Annotated in this window: 13 protein-coding genes; 10 read left to right on the top strand and 3 right to left on the bottom strand. The window is 68.3% G+C overall.

Translation table 11 applies throughout. The features are described 5' to 3' along the window. The first annotated feature begins 205 nt into the window (after positions 1 to 205). Together KBY47_RS20020 and KBY47_RS20015 are read left to right on the top strand one after the other, a co-directional pair. Positions 206 to 1,102 carry an alpha/beta fold hydrolase gene (locus tag KBY47_RS20020; RefSeq protein ID WP_210922568.1) on the top strand — a complete coding sequence of 299 codons (897 nt, stop codon included), beginning with the start codon at positions 206 to 208 and terminating at the stop codon, positions 1,100 to 1,102. Positions 1,103 to 1,143: 41 nt separating this feature from the next. After that, positions 1,144 to 1,968, top strand: a complete 825-nt coding sequence (locus tag KBY47_RS20015) for a sugar phosphate isomerase/epimerase (RefSeq protein WP_210922566.1) — start codon at positions 1,144 to 1,146, stop codon at positions 1,966 to 1,968. Between the two features lie 539 nt (positions 1,969 to 2,507). Here KBY47_RS20015 and KBY47_RS20010 read toward each other — a convergent pair. Next, positions 2,508 to 3,307 (bottom strand): IS5 family transposase gene (locus KBY47_RS20010; protein WP_210920869.1). Its coding sequence is split into 2 segments (ribosomal slippage): positions 2,508 to 2,959 and positions 2,959 to 3,307, totalling 801 coding nucleotides; the frame shifts between segments, so codons are not numbered across the junction. 387 nt (positions 3,308 to 3,694) lie between these two features. Here KBY47_RS20010 and KBY47_RS20005 point away from each other — a divergent pair. The 5 genes from KBY47_RS20005 to KBY47_RS19985 all read left to right on the top strand — a co-directional run bounded on the left by KBY47_RS20005 (position 3,695) and on the right by KBY47_RS19985 (position 7,391). Further along, positions 3,695 to 3,973 (top strand): hypothetical protein, encoded by a 279-nt coding sequence (locus tag KBY47_RS20005; RefSeq protein WP_210922559.1) that lies wholly within the window; start codon positions 3,695 to 3,697, stop codon positions 3,971 to 3,973. Then, the gene (locus tag KBY47_RS20000; RefSeq protein WP_210922557.1) at positions 3,970 to 4,872 is read left to right on the top strand and encodes a DNA methyltransferase; all 903 of its coding nucleotides are present in this window, start codon (positions 3,970 to 3,972) and stop codon (positions 4,870 to 4,872) included. Before KBY47_RS20005 ends, KBY47_RS20000 begins: the two co-directional genes overlap by 4 nt. A 256-nt stretch (positions 4,873 to 5,128) precedes the next feature. Next, entirely contained in the window at positions 5,129 to 5,338 is a 210-nt protein-coding gene (locus tag KBY47_RS19995) for an AlpA family transcriptional regulator (RefSeq protein WP_210922555.1), read from the top strand. A gap of 35 nt (positions 5,339 to 5,373) precedes the next feature. Continuing rightward, the gene (locus KBY47_RS19990; RefSeq protein WP_210922553.1) at positions 5,374 to 6,759 is read left to right on the top strand and encodes a hypothetical protein; all 1,386 of its coding nucleotides are present in this window, start codon (positions 5,374 to 5,376) and stop codon (positions 6,757 to 6,759) included. A gap of 380 nt (positions 6,760 to 7,139) precedes the next feature. After that, positions 7,140 to 7,391, top strand: coding sequence for a DUF2637 domain-containing protein (locus KBY47_RS19985; RefSeq protein WP_308405211.1), 252 nt, complete (start codon positions 7,140 to 7,142; stop codon positions 7,389 to 7,391). A gap of 334 nt (positions 7,392 to 7,725) precedes the next feature. Here KBY47_RS19985 and KBY47_RS19980 read toward each other — a convergent pair whose 3' ends face one another. Further along, entirely contained in the window at positions 7,726 to 7,959 is a 234-nt protein-coding gene (locus KBY47_RS19980) for a hypothetical protein (protein WP_210922551.1), read from the bottom strand. An 18-nt stretch (positions 7,960 to 7,977) separates the two neighbouring features. Then, a protein-coding gene (locus tag KBY47_RS19975) for an IS5 family transposase (protein WP_210920869.1) occupies positions 7,978 to 8,777 on the bottom strand; the annotation gives its coding sequence in 2 pieces (ribosomal slippage) (positions 7,978 to 8,429 and positions 8,429 to 8,777; 801 coding nt in all). A gap of 241 nt (positions 8,778 to 9,018) precedes the next feature. On the opposite strand from KBY47_RS19975, the gene KBY47_RS19970 reads away from it, so the two are divergent. From KBY47_RS19970 to KBY47_RS37385, 3 genes are all read left to right on the top strand, one after another. Further along, positions 9,019 to 9,894: a hypothetical protein gene (locus KBY47_RS19970; protein WP_210922549.1), complete on the top strand. Its 876-nt coding sequence runs from the start codon at positions 9,019 to 9,021 to the stop codon at positions 9,892 to 9,894. A 200-nt stretch (positions 9,895 to 10,094) separates the two neighbouring features. Next, positions 10,095 to 14,381 carry an AAA family ATPase gene (locus tag KBY47_RS19965; RefSeq protein WP_210922547.1) on the top strand — a complete coding sequence of 1,429 codons (4,287 nt, stop codon included), beginning with the start codon at positions 10,095 to 10,097 and terminating at the stop codon, positions 14,379 to 14,381. Continuing rightward, positions 14,345 to 15,304 (top strand): methyltransferase domain-containing protein, encoded by a 960-nt coding sequence (locus tag KBY47_RS37385; RefSeq protein WP_374103091.1) that lies wholly within the window; start codon positions 14,345 to 14,347, stop codon positions 15,302 to 15,304. Before KBY47_RS19965 ends, KBY47_RS37385 begins: the two co-directional genes overlap by 37 nt. Positions 15,305 to 15,579 lie beyond the last annotated feature (275 nt).

The raw sequence follows: 15,579 nt of genomic DNA, 5'->3' as shown, positions 1-15,579 counted from the left end.
TTCGACACCGGCTCGCAACCCGCTCACGTTGCGCCCCCGTGCCAGCGATGCTTCTGTGGACAGACAGCATGCCGAGGTCCCCGCCGAGGTCCCCGCGCCAGTGCGACGCGGCGTTGCCCGGATCACCACTCGCAGCCAGCCAGCCAGCCCGCCCGTTCGCCGACCCGTCCCACACGCCTGCCCGGGGAGAAGGAGACATCCACTCATGCCAGTTCACACCGACATCGACGTCCGCCATCACCGCGCGACCGTGGCAGGCATCGGCCACCACTACGTCACGGCCGGCACCGGCCCTACTCTCGTCCTGCTTCACGGCTTCCCGCAGACCCACAGGGAGTGGCAGCCCCTCATACAACGTCTGGGCGGCCGCTTCCGCGTGATCGCCCCCGACCTCCGGGGTATCGGTGGTTTCCCCGGCCCGGCGAGCGGCTACGACAAGTTCACCCTCGCCGACGACATCAATGGCATCGTCGAACAGGCGGGAGCCGACGGCCCCGTACTCATCTGCGGCCATGACATGGGCGCCTACGTGGGCTTCGCGTACGCGCTCCGCCACCGCGACAGCGCCGCCGCGCTCGTCACCGTCGACGCCCCGCTGCCCGGCACACAGCTCGGCGACAGCCTCGCCACCAACCCTCGCACCTGGCACATCCCCTTCCACAGCAACGTCGACGTCGCGCACCTGCTCATCGCCGGACGCGAAAGGGAGTACATCGACTATTTCGTGGCCTCACGGATCTACGACCGCGCCGCAGTGCCCCCCGAGGACATCGACGCCTACGCCGCCGCCTACCGCGCGCCCGGCGCACTCCGGGCCGGCCTGGAGATGTACCGGGCGCTGAGCCAGGACAGCGCGGACAACAGGGCGGCGCTCGCCGAGGCACGGCTCGCCATCCCGTTCACCGCAGTAGCCAGCGGTGTCACCGCGGTGCGTCCCGCACTGGAGGAGATGGTCGGGGAAGTCGCCGAGAAGGGACAGGTGGAGATCGTCGACCGGGCCGGTCACTGGATCCCGGAGGAACGCCCCGACCGGCTCGCCGAGATCATCACGGACATCGCCGCGCGAGCGGGACACCACACAGGAACCAAGGAGGCGGGATGACGGGCCGGAGTACTCCGGAGCTGACCTTCTGGCCAGGAAGCATGGCAAGCCGAGGCTTCATCGCTGTGCTGGACGCCGCGCGCTCCGGAGGATTCCCCGCCACCGCCCTCAGCCCACTCACCCTCCACGAATTGCTGGTCTCCGGTCACGACCGGCAGTGGATCCGCGCGGAGGCGGAAGCCAGAGGCGTGCGGCTGGCGCAACTCGACGGTGCCGCGAGCTGGGCACCCATCCCGTACGCGGACGACCTGCCCGCACCGCTCAAGCAACGCTTCGACTTCAGCGGAACCGAGGTCCTCGACCTTGCGGAGGCCGCGGGCATGGACTCCGTCCTGGCGTGCGGGGCGTTCGCCGTGGACACAGTCCCACTGGACAAACTGGTCACTTCCTATGCCGCGTTCTGCCGGATGGCGGAGGACCGCGGGCTGCGGGTCGAGCTGGAGTTCGTGCCGTTCTGGGGGATCCGCGATCTGGCCACTGCATGGGAAATCGTCCAGCGTGCCGACCGTCCCAATGGCACGCTCATGGTGGACACCTGGCATCTGCTCAGGGCGTCGGACGAGCCGCAGGCCGCCCTAGATCTGCTGCCGGACATCCCGAAAGAGAAGGTGACCGGCCTCCAGCTCGCCGACGCCTCCCTCTCTCCCCAGTCCGACACTCTCTTCGGCGAGGGCCGTTTCCGCCGCTTCCCCGGCGATGGCGAACTCGACCTCGAAATTGTCGTCCGCCCGCTCCTGGACAAAGGAGGACTACTGACCGTCGGGGTCGAGGTGTTCGGCGAGGTCATCGACTCTCTGACCACCGAGGACGCCGGAATCCGTGCCGCCGAGACGGTACAGACAGCGCTAGCGCGCGCAAGACGATAGAGCCCAACGACACCTTGCGCACTGCGGAAAGCATGACCATACCGACCTCCATGCATCTCACGGTTCTTGCGCCGCAGCGTGCGCCCGGAAAACTCGGAGGCGAGGTGTCCGACATACAACGCTACCTGGGATTGTCCGGGCGGGACACTCGCTGGGGGGGGGCGGGCTGATGCCGACCGCCAGCGGCGGACGCGGATCAGGACCATAGGCTGGGTATCCATATTCCGATAAGGGAAGGTGCCAGGACTGAATAGCCCAAAGGCTTGTCGGGCTGAGCGGTGCAAGGCGCACCGCGGGGCCCGGACGGTCGCGCATGAGTTGCGGACGGTGAAACATGGCCTATCACGCTCAGCCTCCGTAGCATATAGAGAAGTCGGCCATTCGGACGTTCTCCTACTGAGCCGGTTGCGAGGGCAGAGATCACACACGGTGCGTAGTAATCACCATTTGCCGAACAGGTTTTGAGCCCGCATACTCCCGGCCGGCCTTTGGACGGCTCTTGCGCCGAAAGGGTTGCACACCGTCACTAAGACGCCATCTCATTTGGTGAGTCGGCGATAGCAGATGAGGGTGCAGGCGATGCTGGTGAAGGCCAGGAAGTGCTCGGCTTTGCGCTCGTAGCGTCGGTGCAGTCGGCGGCATCCTGCGAGCCAGGACATCGTGCGTTCTATCGTCCAGCGGTGGCGGCCCAGGCGAGTCGAGGACTCGATGCCCTTGCGGGCGATGCGGTGCCTGATGCCTCGCCTGCGTAACCATCGCCGCAGGTGGTCGTAGTCGTATCCCTTGTCGGCGTGGAGCTTTCCCGGTTTGCGCCGCCGTCGTCCGCGCCGGGAGCGGATCGGCGGTATCCCCTTCACCAGCGGGATCAGCGCCTGACTGTCGTGCAGGTTCGCCCCCGAGATCCCGACGGACAGGGGCAGACCGGTCCGCTCGGTGATCAGGTGGATCTTCGAGCCGTACTTGCCCCGGTCGACAGGATTCGGACCTGTCAGCTCCCCCTTTTCAGGGCCCGCATGTTCACCGAGTCGATCGCACAGCGGGACCAGTCCAGCTCGCCGCGGGCACCAAGCTCATCGAGGACCAGGCGGTGGAGTTTTGCCCACACCCGGGCCTTCGACCACTCGGAAAAGCGCCGGTGAGCCGTCGCTCCCGATGGCCCGAACGACGCGGACGGCAGCTGCTGCCACGTGCAGCCCGACGTGGCCACGAACACGATTGCAGCCAACACCTCCCGGTCGCCATGCCGACGCCGACCGCCGCCCTGAGGCCGCGAGGGAGCCTCCGGGACCACCCGCTGGAACAGCTCCCACAACTCATCCGGCACCAGCCGCTCAACGATCGAAACCACGACCGATAGGCTACCGATCCAAATGAGATGACGTCTAAGCACGAGGGGGCCACTTCGAGCATCCGGACTGGGAGCGACCTGCTGCCCGCACTGATCGAGGCGGCCGGGACCGCAAGCCGACTCGGCCGGACTCTCGAAGTACGCACCGTCAACCAGGACTTCGCCGACCAGGACGCTGCCGGTGCCTCACCGACCCAGCCGCAGTCGGTACACCGACTCGCAGACAGTTCAGTCTCTCTCGCGCCGACGTGCCACCGACCGGTCCGGCGCCGCCGAGTCCGAACCGCAGTCCGTCCGGACCGCTTCAGCACGGTCATCGTCCCCGTCGATCCGCACCACCCGGACTGGGTTGGCGGTGTCTCGTGGGGCGCTCTGCTCATGCCCTCTGGCGTCCTCGCCTTCGTCACCCACAGTGACTGCCAGGGCGGGCGGCTGATCGACCCGGGCATCGTCGTGACCCGTGCCGCTTGGGGCACCGGGCTGGCGCCGCTCGACCGGGTAGCGCTGCTTCAAGTCCCCATCCTCAACAGCACTCTCGCCCCGTCGCCAGACTTGCCCTGCTCGTCGGCGCCGTGGCATACGCGCGTGCACGCCGACCTCCTGCTGTTCACCCGCCGCCAACGCCCGGCCGAACCCCGGGTGGTGGACCGCCGATGACCGCCGACCACTCGCACTCCTTCGCACGACCCCGCCCGCTCGTTTCGGTCTGGCCCACCGGGCAGGTCGACAGCCGCGCCCAACTTGCCGAGCGCTGCTACGTTCCCGAGACCGCCCACGACGCCGACCGAATGCCTCCGGCGATGGCCGCCCACGCCATCGCCACCTACACTCGGCGCGGCGACACGGTCCTGGACCCGGACTGCGGCGCGGGCACCGTCCTGACCGAGGCCCTGCGCTCAGGCCGACACGCCATCGGGTTGACCGGCCAGCGCCGCTGGTGGCCCGTCGCTCGCGCCAACGTCACCGCCGCCAAACACGATGGCGCCGCCCTCGATGGCATGGTGCTCGACACCTCGCCCGCATCCGCCGTCGCCCTGCTGGCCGGGCTCGCTGGGCACATAGCCCTCGTCCTGACGGCCCTGCGACCCAGCACCGGGCCTGCCTCCGGTAGGGCGGCACCGGAGGAGCCCGCCGCCCGCTTGCGGCAGGCCCTGACCGAGTGTCGGCCCATGCTGCGCCCTGGCGGACACGTCATCGTCACGGTCCGGCCGCACTGGCACCGCGACCAGCTACTGGACCTGACCGGGCGTGCCCTCAGCGCCGGGCGCGAGGCCGGACTGGTGCCCGTGGAGCGGTGCGTTGCCCTGCTGGCCGCACTCCGCGGCGACCAACTGATCGTCCGGGCCTCCCTCGCCCAACGCCGGGGCGCCGCCCGGCTTGAGCGTGCCATCGGCCACCCGATCATGCTGACAGCCCATCACGACGTCCTGGTCTTCCGCGCCCCGCACGAGGAGACATCAGCCGCAGCGGTGCGCACGCCCCAACTCGCCGAGATGTCTCGGCGCCACGCCGCCGACGAGCAGGAGCACGACGAGTTGATGCGGGAGGTCGCGTGATCACCCCCTCCTTCGCCAGCGGTGCCGTCACCTTGTACATCGGCAACGCGGGGCCACATTTTCTGTCGGCCGACGTTTCACTCGCAGACCCGGACGCGGCCCTGACCAGCTGCTTTTCGTACCCCGCAACAGCTCCCGCAGTCCTGCTGCGGCAGCCTGAGGCGGCGTTCGAGAGGCGCGTGACGCCCGCCACCACACGGAGGGGAGCAGCCCTCTCTCCCGCGAAGGGAGAGCTGTCGGTCCCTGGAGGTTGCCGATGACGAAGTCTCCTCGAGCCGATCGCTGGCTGACGGCGCAGGAGACGGCGGACCGTCTCCGCGTGAAGCGCAAGACGCTCTACAACTGGGCCAGCGCCTGGGAGGTGGAGCACCGAGGACCGGAGCCGCACCGCATGGGCAGCAGGGCGCTGCGCTATCGGGAGTCGGACGTCGACCAGTACATCGACTCCCAGCCGCGCGCGGCCTGAGGGGCCACAAGTTCAGAGACCAGGAGGTACACGCATTGGCAAAGGAGGAGGTATACGACCGCTGGCACAAGTCCCGCCCCAAGAAAGGCGAGCCGGAATGCCCTGAGCACCCCGGCCTGGTTCCGAGCGCCGACCATGGCTGTGAGAAACGCTGGCAGGCCCGTTGGCGGGACGAGCACGGTGGTCAGAGGTCGAAGAACTTCCCGAAGAACAAGAAGACCGCCGCCATCGCATATCAGCGCAGCCAGCGAGCGGCCGTGGAAGAGGGCCGCGACCCCCTCCCGCACCGAGGCCAGAAGAAGCCGGTCGGTGTCCCGACCATCGCCCAGTACGTGGAGAAGTTCCTGGCGGAGCACGAGGTACGGGCCGGAACCGTAGAGACGTATGGCTACCGCCTGCGCGGACATGTCGTCCCGGCCCTCGGGGATCGGCTGATTACCGAGCCCCGGCGGTCCGACTACAAACGGTTCTTCGCTGATCTGAAGGCGGCCGGCATGGCGGATCCCCATCGCTCACAGGTGAAGAAGGCGTTGTCCGCGATGCTGTCCGCAGCGCTCGACGACCCGGTCTTCGGGCACCTGATGCCAGGCAATCAGATCATTGGAATCAAGCTGCCGCAGGGACGTAGGCAGAAGGCCCGCATGACGTGGGCGCACGTTGTCGCCCTGGCCGAGGAGATCACCCCGGCCTTCGAAATGCTCATCTGGTACGGGGCGCTCCAAGGCCTTCGCAGCATGGAGGCGGCTGGGGTCCGCGTGGCCGATATGAAGTGTCAATTGATGAAGATGGGGGTCGAGGAACAACGCCAGGACGGCAAGGCTGCACCCCTGAAGACGGACCACAGCTACGCGGTATTGCCCATTGGCTCTTTCCTGGTGGACAAATACCTCTCACACATGACCCGGAGGACCGCTTCGCCCTCCGCCGATGTCCTTCGGCACCGCAAGCAGCGACGGTGGCGCCCCCGCCCCGAGGAGTACGACGCGCTGGTGACCGTGGGCCGCTACGGCACGCCGGTACGAGAGGGTGCCCTGTCCCGGGCCTTCAACCTGGCGAAGGAGGCGGCCCGGGCCAAGGGGGTCTCCATCCCGCAGACGGCGACGTTTCGGGACCTGCGTGACTTCATGGATGCTGTCTTGATCGCTTCCGGCGTTGCACCGCGCAGCGTCCAGGCTCGGATGCGGCATGGCACGCTCGCGGAAACGTTGGACACGTACGGCTTCGCCCTGGAGGTTGACTGGGAGAACGCGCCCGCCTCCTTCGAGGAACTCTTCGGCTTCCCGCCTCCGCCGGGCCTGCCGGAGGCGGCCCTGGTGCCACGGGCTGAGCGGATACGTCGGGAGCCGTCGTCAACGCGAGACGGGTCCGACGAGACGCCACAGAAGCCAGTGACAGCCCTCACAGAAGAGTCAGGAAGGTAATAGCACCATGATCACCAAGTCGAGGCGGCGTCGTACGACTTCCGTGACCTCTGTCCTGACCGGTGTGCACGCGTTGTGCATCGACTCTCGTCATACGGGGCATCCGCGCAGGTCAGGGGCCAGTGACGTGAGCCTTGCAGCTGTCCCCGGCGTACAGCCCGACTCGTCTGCCGCCAAGGCTCTGACCTGGCCTTATGGCCTGGTCGGGGCCTTTTGCCGTGTCTCGGCGCATCCCGCTTCTACCTGCGAGTTCCCGGAATTTCCTGCGCAAGTGTGCACGCGTTGTGCACTGGGGCCCGGTGTCGGGCGGTGGGTTCGATGAGTGAGATCACCGAGTCGCCGTAGGGAACTGGCGGCAGCCGGGGTGTTGACCTCGACGCGTGGATTCGGCCTCTGTGCGCCCTGGTTGCGGGGTCGCCGCGTATGTCTCGTACGTTCACCAGGGGGAGTTCGCGCTGCAGGGCGGAGCGGATGAGTTGAGTGCCTCACTGTGGCCGCTGTCCGTGGATGGCCTCTTGCTTCTGGCCACGGTCGGCCTGCTGAAGCCCTCGGGGTCCGCACCCGCCGGACCCGGGGCGCGATGTGGTCGGGGGGATCGCGGTCTCGCTGGCCGCGAATATCGCGGCGGTTGAGTGCCCGCCTGTGGCGGGCGTGCCGATCGTCGGCCTGGTATGCCCGTGGACAGAGGATTCTGCGGGGTCGGCGCTCTTCCAGCCCTGGGGCAGCCCGTGGGGCGGAGCTTCTCGTGCCTGGCCGGTACGGGCCGTCAGGTAGGTCTGGGCGCTCCCGGGCGCGTCTTTTGGCCCCACACGGAACCACCACTCGGTGCAACCGATCACCGCTCAGGCCCAAGTCGACGTTTGGCCATGGAGTTGGAGCGTCTCGAGCGGCGTCCGCTCCTTGCAGTAGGAACGGGGCGAAGAAGGCAGAGGTGGTCATAGCTTGGGCGACTCCAAACGACAGGTCCTAGGTGCACGCCTGGGCGTGACAAGCGATCATTTGAGTGAGGGTCGGGACGACGGTGGCCTTGACCTCCTCGGGCCGGTACGTCGCCGACAATTGGTCCTCGTGCATCGACTCGGCGGACCGCTGAAGGCTGCCTCGCCCGGTAGCCGCCTTCAACGGCCGCTCCACGGTGATCCGCTGGTAGGCGAAGTCCTCGTTGCGGAAGACGTTCACCTTGTCGTCCCCGCCCTGCATCCTGCCTAAGACGCCATCTCATTTGGTGAGTCGGCGATAGCAGATGAGGGTGCAGGCGATGCTGGTGAAGGCCAGGAAGTGCTCGGCTTTGCGCTCGTAGCGTCGGTGCAGTCGGCGGCATCCTGCGAGCCAGGACATCGTGCGTTCTATCGTCCAGCGGTGGCGGCCCAGGCGAGTCGAGGACTCGATGCCCTTGCGGGCGATGCGGTGCCTGATGCCTCGCCTGCGTAACCATCGCCGCAGGTGGTCGTAGTCGTATCCCTTGTCGGCGTGGAGCTTTCCCGGTTTGCGCCGCCGTCGTCCGCGCCGGGAGCGGATCGGCGGTATCCCCTTCACCAGCGGGATCAGCGCCTGACTGTCGTGCAGGTTCGCCCCCGAGATCCCGACGGACAGGGGCAGACCGGTCCGCTCGGTGATCAGGTGGATCTTCGAGCCGTACTTGCCCCGGTCGACAGGATTCGGACCTGTCAGCTCCCCCTTTTCAGGGCCCGCATGTTCACCGAGTCGATCGCACAGCGGGACCAGTCCAGCTCGCCGCGGGCACCAAGCTCATCGAGGACCAGGCGGTGGAGTTTTGCCCACACCCGGGCCTTCGACCACTCGGAAAAGCGCCGGTGAGCCGTCGCTCCCGATGGCCCGAACGACGCGGACGGCAGCTGCTGCCACGTGCAGCCCGACGTGGCCACGAACACGATTGCAGCCAACACCTCCCGGTCGCCATGCCGACGCCGACCGCCGCCCTGAGGCCGCGAGGGAGCCTCCGGGACCACCCGCTGGAACAGCTCCCACAACTCATCCGGCACCAGCCGCTCAACGATCGAAACCACGACCGATAGGCTACCGATCCAAATGAGATGACGTCTAAGGGCATTTCCCTCCAGAGCCGGTCCTGGACGGTGTCAGCTCACGCACGCCGCCAAGTGTGGATACCGTGGGCTGCTTCCCGCCCCAGGGCCGTGCCACCTCCCTCGGTGGAGTGCCGCGCTGTGAGGGATGGGTAGAGGTTGGTGGGGAAGCGGTGGTGGGCGGCTGGGGCCCGTCACGGGCAGAGGGGGCGTGATGGCGCCGATCGTCGTGGTGCACGGGGTCTTCAACTACATTCGGGGCATGGCTCCCGGGGATGCCGCGGTGCGCCGGGCCGCGGACTGGGGACCCAGCCTGGCCCGAGGGCTCTCCAAGGTGTCGGCGGAGGTACGGACGCCGGAGCTGGCGGCGGCCCACTACGCGGATCTGCTGCGGCTGGAACTACTGGAAGAGAGCCAGTCGGCCCGCGACACGGCAGGCTTCGACGACCTCGACGAGCGAGAGTTGCAGGAGGTCGCGGAGTGGCTCGCGGCCGCCGGGGCGGTGGCTCCCGAGGACGCGCAGAACCTGGCGCTGGCACCGGTGAAGTGGATGCTCGGCAAGCTGGTCGACGAGCGCGGCGGCCGCCTGACCGGGGTGCTGCGGGAACAGACGGTCGGCCGTCTGGAGCGTGCCGTGGTGGCGAATCTGCGCGAGGCGGAGGCCTACACCACGTGGCCGGACCGGCGGCGCCTGGTGCGGGAGCGGATCGTCGGCGTGATCCGCCGCGAGGCGCCGACGGTGGTGATCGCGCACTCGCTGGGCTCCTACATCACCTACGAGACCCTTCACGCCCATCCGGAGCTCGGCGTTGACCTGCTCGTCACCCTGGGTTCTCCGCTGCGGGTCCCCTCGCTCGCCCGTCGCCTCGACCCCTCCCTGCGCGCGGGGAAGGGGACCAGACCAGCGGGGGTGAAGCGGTGGGTGAACATCGCCGATGCCGGTGACCTGGTCGCCGTCCCGCCCGGGCTATCCGCTGTTTTTCCCGTCGACCTGGACGAGATCTGTGACAACGGACTCGGCTTCCACGGTCTCAGGACGTATCTGGCCAATGGCCTGCTGGCAGCGGCCGTCCTCCCATACATTTCCTGACGGGCTGTCACTGCGATTGGAGTCCGGTCGCCGTCGGCCGGTGGGCGCGGGCCTGCCCGCCGACGCACAACACAGGGGGAAGCACGGTGGTCAGAGCACTGGTAGCGGGGGTGGGAGGATTTCCCGAGCCGTACGAGAGTGAGGACGACCTGACCGAGGGTCGCACCGCCTTCAAGCCTCTGCCGTCTGTCGGGCAGGCCGTGCGCGAGCTGGCTTCCGCCCTCATGCGAGCGGGCGCGGAGACGGGCGACGCCCTGATCGACTGCACGCGCGACGCGTTCACCGGGGCGTGGGAGGAACTACAGGAGAACTCCGCGCCGGGAGATCCGCTGATCGTCCACTTCGCCGGCCACGGCATTGTGGGGACCGGCACCGGCACGCTGTTCTTGGCGACCATCCAGGGCGACGTACGGAAGCCGGCCAGGACCTGTGTCAGTGTCCGGGGCCTCGTGGAGGAGGCTGAGGAGGCGGCGCAGGCCAGTGGGCGGCCGGTGCTTATTCTGCTGGACGTGTGCCACGCGGGGCAGGCGATTGTCCTGCAGCAGCTCGCCGACCTCGCCGCGCGACGACCGCAGAGCGCTGTTCGGAACGTGTGGATCATCGGGGCCAGCACCGACGGCTCCCTTGCCTTCGGGGCGCGTTTCACCACGGCCACCGCCGAGGTCCTCCACCGCCTCGTGGACGGTGACCTCGACATCAGCCCGCGCGAGGAGTACGTCCCTTTCCTCACCCTCGCGGAGGCGATTCATCGGCACCTCGCCGCCACCGACCGCGCGGCCGGACGACCCGTCCAGGACGTCGTACGCACTCCGCTCGCCCAGGCCGCACCTCCGTCACCGCCATTCTTCCGCAACCCCGACCACAACCCCGATCTGCGCTCACTCCAGCTCAGCGGCATACACCCGTCGCTGCGTGACCTCGCCGATGTCTGCTCACCCGGCCTCGACCCGCTGCACTTCGCCGGTCGTGCCGCGGGCGACTCCGACGTCCACGCCGTTCTGTTCTCCGGCCGTGCCTCACAGCTGAGTCGCATCCAGGACTGGATCAGCGACACCGGGCCGGCGGGCCGGTCGCTCGTGGTCACCGGCGGCCCGGGCAGCGGCAAGTCCGCGCTCCTCGGCGTGACCGCCTGCCTGCTCCACCCCGAGCTGCAGGGGATCGGCGACCACATCGCCACCTTCGTCGAGGACTTCTACCCCCGTCGGCCCGACACCGTCCTGGCCGTCCACGCCCGCCAGCTCACGCTTCAGCAGATCACCGGCTCCCTGCACCGCCAACTCCACCGGCAGCGCGGGGACAGCCCCGCGGACGCACCGCCGGAAGGCGTTGATCCGGGCCCCGCCGCCACTACGGCGCTGCTCGCGGAGCTCGAGACCACGGGGGATGTCCTCGTGATCCTGGACGCCCTCGATGAGGCCATGGATCCCGCGGCCGTGCTCAACGAACTGCTCCTGCCCCTGGCCACCGCTCCCGACCTGGCCGGCTGCCGGGTCGCCATCGGGACCCGGCCCTGGTGGGACTCCCTTCCGAACCTGCGCCGGCATCTGGCCGAGAACCCCTCGGCCCGGCTCGACCTCGACCCCGCGAACGACGCCGAGCGTCGCGCCCTCGCCGGCGACCTCGACGCCTACCTGCGTAAACTCCTGCACCCCCGTGCCCCCGACGCCCGTGAGCACGTCCGCCGCATCGCTGACCGGCTCGCCCGGTACACCGACCACGGCGCCTTCCTCGTCGCCGGTCTGTACGCGGAGCACCTGCGCACGACTTCGTCATACGAGCTGATCGATCCGCCCTGCACCGTCGTCGATGTGTTCGACCTGCACGTCGACACCCTCGCCGCCAACGACCCCTGGATCCGTCCTGTTCTGGAGGTCCTCGGCCACGCCCGCGGCCGGGGTATACCCCTCGACCTCGTCCACGCCGCCGCTCTCACCCACCGGCCGCCTGCCCCAGGACACCCGACACCCCAGCTGACCGACACTCGCCGCGCCTTGCGCAAGGCCGCCTTCTACCTGCGCACCACACCCGACTCGGACCAGCATCTTCTCTACCGCTACTTCCACCAAGCGCTCACCGACCACACCGCCCCGCTCGTCGATCCCGGCACCTTCCACCAGGCGCTCCTCGACGCCGTCCCCACGACCGCCGAGGGATTCCTCGACTGGGGCCTTTCCCACCCCTACCTCCGGCGGCATGCCGCCGACCACGCCGCCGCTGTCGCCGACGAGACGCTCGAAGAGCTGCTGCTCACCCCCGGATACGTGGAGGTGGCCGACCTGGACCGGCTGCTGTTCCTCACCGAGCGGTTCCACACGAGCGAGCGAGCCGAAGCTGTCCTGGACGTCGTGCGCCAGATCACCGGACGGGATGACCCTCCACGCCAGCGGTCCGCCCGGGGGGCGCTGCTCGCCTTGACGGCGCTCCACCTGGGGCATGACCCGTCCGCCCTCCCGTTCAGCGGCACTGACACCCACGGTATGAGGGTCAGGTGGGCGACCTCCGTGATGAGCCGGTACCGGTCCCTGCCCGTGCAATCCGAGCCCGTGTCCTCCGTCGACGTGTTTGCCGTCCCTGAGCCCGACGGCAGTACTCGCGACGTGATTGCCTCGGCGTGTGCCGACGGCTGGGTGCGAGTGTGGGACGCGGGCACGATGACCGCGATCGCCGAGGTCGACCTGTCACCCGCGCGGCCCGTTGGGGTGAAGCTGTTCGGCTTCACGGATGGCCCCCTCGTGCTGTTCGTCATGGACGACAGCTTCGAGATCTGGTGGGGGGCGCCGCTGGGTGAGGGGGTCCTCCGTCCGATCGGGCGGGGATTCCCCGTCTCCGGGCGTGAGGGACGGACCTGGGTCGCCCGGACAGTCAGGGACGAAGCCGCCAACCGGATGGTGGTCCTCTGGGGTCGCGCCGAGCATGAGTACGAAACGAGGTTCTCCGTGCTGGACTTCCAGGACGAGTCCGGCCGCGTCGGACACGGTGTGATCGGTGAGAGCCCATTGCTCGGAGACAGCACCGGTGTCGGGCTGTGGCCGTACGGCGGTGGACACCTGGCACGGCCGCAAGCGGACGCCAACGGCGACGAGAGCGGCGACATGGCGGTCGTGGTCGCGGCGAACCCGTTGACGATGGACGAGATGCTACTCATGGATCTCGAACGGGGCGCGCGGGTGGGTCGCATGCTGATGGGCAGCGCACGGGCGATCCGGGAGAGCAGAACGGTCCTGTGCGGCCGGATGGGTGGCGCCAGTGCGGTCGCCATCGGCAACAAGCGGGGGGAAGTCGAGATCAGGACCGTGGTGTCGGACGGGGACGGTGTCACAGTCGCCGCTGAACCGACCATGTCCTTCACGGCGCACTTCGGCGCCGTGTCGGATCTCGCCCTCGGTGTCGTCGGTGGACGAGAGGTGCTCCTCTCGGCCGGCAGGGACGGAGCCATCCACCTCTGGGACCTGCGCCGCCACCACGCCGATCGACCGCCGACGCGCTTCGCCGGAGCCATCGCCTGTCTGTGCCTGGCACGTTCTCCGCGCAATCGGGACGAGGACCTGCTGGTGGTGGCCGGCGACACGTCGGGCAGTGTCGGAGCGGTGATCGTGGAGTCGGGCGGGAGCCGCCACTTCTTCCCGAGTCATCACGACGGTGAGGTCACCGGTGTGGCAGCGGCGGAAATGCCGGTGGCGGGGACGGTACGCACCCTGGTCGCCTCCTGCTCGACGGACCAGTCGATCCGGCTGTTCGACGCGGAGACGGGCCACGCGGTCGGGCGACCGTTCGGCGGGATTGTCGAGCCCTTGCAGGCCAGTTGTCGGATGACGGCGGTGGCAGCCGGACCCCTGGCGGGGCGCAGTGTCGTCGTCGGGGCCGCGGCCGGCCAGTACCGTCGCCACCGCTACCACTCCCTCTATGTCTTCGCCTCCGGCGACTGGTCGGACACCGCAAGCCACACGCTGCTCAACGAGCCGCTGTTTGGGACGCTCAGTCGTCATGGCGACGCCGTCCTGTCCATCACCCTGGGAACGGTGCGGGACGGGGACGTCCTCGTCACCGGATGCCTGGACGGACACGTCAGGATGTGGGACGGAGCGTCCTTCGAGCAGTCGGGGCCCGGGCTGGAGACCGGCGGCCACGCTGTGTTCGACGTTTGGCTGGGTGATCTCCTCGGTCGCACGGTGGTGCTCGCCGCATGCGGCGACGGCACTCTGCGGATCTGGGACGCGAACACCTCCGAGGTTCTCGCGGAGCCGCTGGCGGCGCACGCCGGCGGAGTCCGCGGAGTCGGCGTGACCACAGGTACCACCGGTCCGGTGGTGGTGACGACCGGGACTGACGCGACCGTCCGGACCTGGGACCCATCCTCCTGGCACGAGTACGGTCCACCACACCCTCTGCTCCACCCCGGTACGGCGCTGGACTGCCGTAAGTCTTCGGTGGTCGTGGCGTCCGGCGCGTCATTGGTCCGATTCGACTTGGACCGCTCTCTGACGTAGACACCCTTCAAGCTGCCAAGAAATCCTGCCTTCATGCACGGCGGGCGCTGCACTCATCCCATCGAGACTTCCGTTCGACCGGCGCCCCTCAAGATTGGACGGCCAAGCCGCTGAGTACGTCCAAACGCTGTCTGCCCCGCTCGTGTGAGGATGGTCGGCATGTCTGCTCGTGCACTGAGCTTCGGCGCAACCGCGGAAGCCTACGAAAGGTTCCGGCCGGGGTATCCCATGGAGCTCTTCGACTTGGTGATGACGTACGCGGGCCGGCCGGTCCGGACGGCCCTGGAGATCGGCGCGGGGACAGGCAAAGCACCTCCCTGTTCGCTGACCATGGGGTCGCGGTCACGGCGACGGAGCCCGACGCTGCCATGCTCGCCGAGCTGAACAAGACAGTGCGCGCGCACGTGACGACCGTACGGGCTGCGTTCGAGGACCTCCGGCCAGGTGAGACCTATGAACTGGTCTATGCGGCGGCAGCCCTGCACTGGACACGCCCGGAGGGTCGGTGGTCAAGAGCGGCCGCACTACTGGAGCCGGAGGGCGTGTTCGCCTCATTCGGCGGCCAGGTTCAGCCGGCTCACCCAGCTGTTGCGGAGTCTGTGCGTGCGGCGTGGGCGCCGTTCCTGGAAAGCGACGAGGTTCCATCTCCCGATTGGACTGATCCTGGTGAGGACATGCAGTGGCCGGGCACGGAGCTGCAGCGGTCTCCGTTGTTTCTCGACGTTCAGCAGTCCGTCGTCAAGCGGCGCTTGACGATGAGCGCTCCTGACTACGTGGGCTACCTGTCGACAGTCTCGGGGTATTTCCAACTGCCGCAGTCGAGGCGACAGCAGGCGTACGACGCGATCAAGCGGGTCCTTCCCGGAACAGTCGAGATCGCCGCCGATATCATCGTCCATCTCGCGCGTCGACGATCCGAGTAGGGGTGACCCTCTTGGGGACCACGGCGAGCCTCAAGCGACGATCTGTGCCGAGACGACCAGGTACGCCGACTTCTCATACCCGGCACCCACAGTGGGCGCCCGATAGTGAGACTTTCGGTCGAGCGACACTGCTCAAGAACGGAACAACAACAATCACTAACCCCATTTCCCCGTGTTAAGGGGAACTAGACCGCCCGCATTGGCCGTATCCAGGGCCACGTCCGCCGAGTGATCTAGCCAATCGGCCCTCGCGGTCGCAGGACGCGTCCGGGTTC

This window comes from Streptomyces sp. B93, from assembly GCF_018070565.1.
In the GTDB taxonomy this organism is placed as follows: domain Bacteria; phylum Actinomycetota; class Actinomycetes; order Streptomycetales; family Streptomycetaceae; genus Streptomyces.
The sequence above is the reverse complement of the archived record's forward strand: the minus strand, read 5'-3'. Positions and strand labels throughout refer to the sequence as shown.

Coding starts and splice junctions, on each gene's coding strand:
- KBY47_RS20000 (WP_210922557.1), top strand. CDS start 3,970: ATGACCGCCGACCACTCGCACTCCTTCGCACGACCCCGCCCGCTCGTT.
- KBY47_RS19980 (WP_210922551.1), bottom strand. CDS start 7,959: ATGCAGGGCGGGGACGACAAGGTGAACGTCTTCCGCAACGAGGACTTC.
- KBY47_RS20005 (WP_210922559.1), top strand. CDS start 3,695: ATGCCCTCTGGCGTCCTCGCCTTCGTCACCCACAGTGACTGCCAGGGC.
- KBY47_RS20015 (WP_210922566.1), top strand. CDS start 1,144: ATGGCAAGCCGAGGCTTCATCGCTGTGCTGGACGCCGCGCGCTCCGGA.
- KBY47_RS20020 (WP_210922568.1), top strand. CDS start 206: ATGCCAGTTCACACCGACATCGACGTCCGCCATCACCGCGCGACCGTG.
- KBY47_RS19970 (WP_210922549.1), top strand. CDS start 9,019: ATGGCGCCGATCGTCGTGGTGCACGGGGTCTTCAACTACATTCGGGGC.
- KBY47_RS19995 (WP_210922555.1), top strand. CDS start 5,129: ATGACGAAGTCTCCTCGAGCCGATCGCTGGCTGACGGCGCAGGAGACG.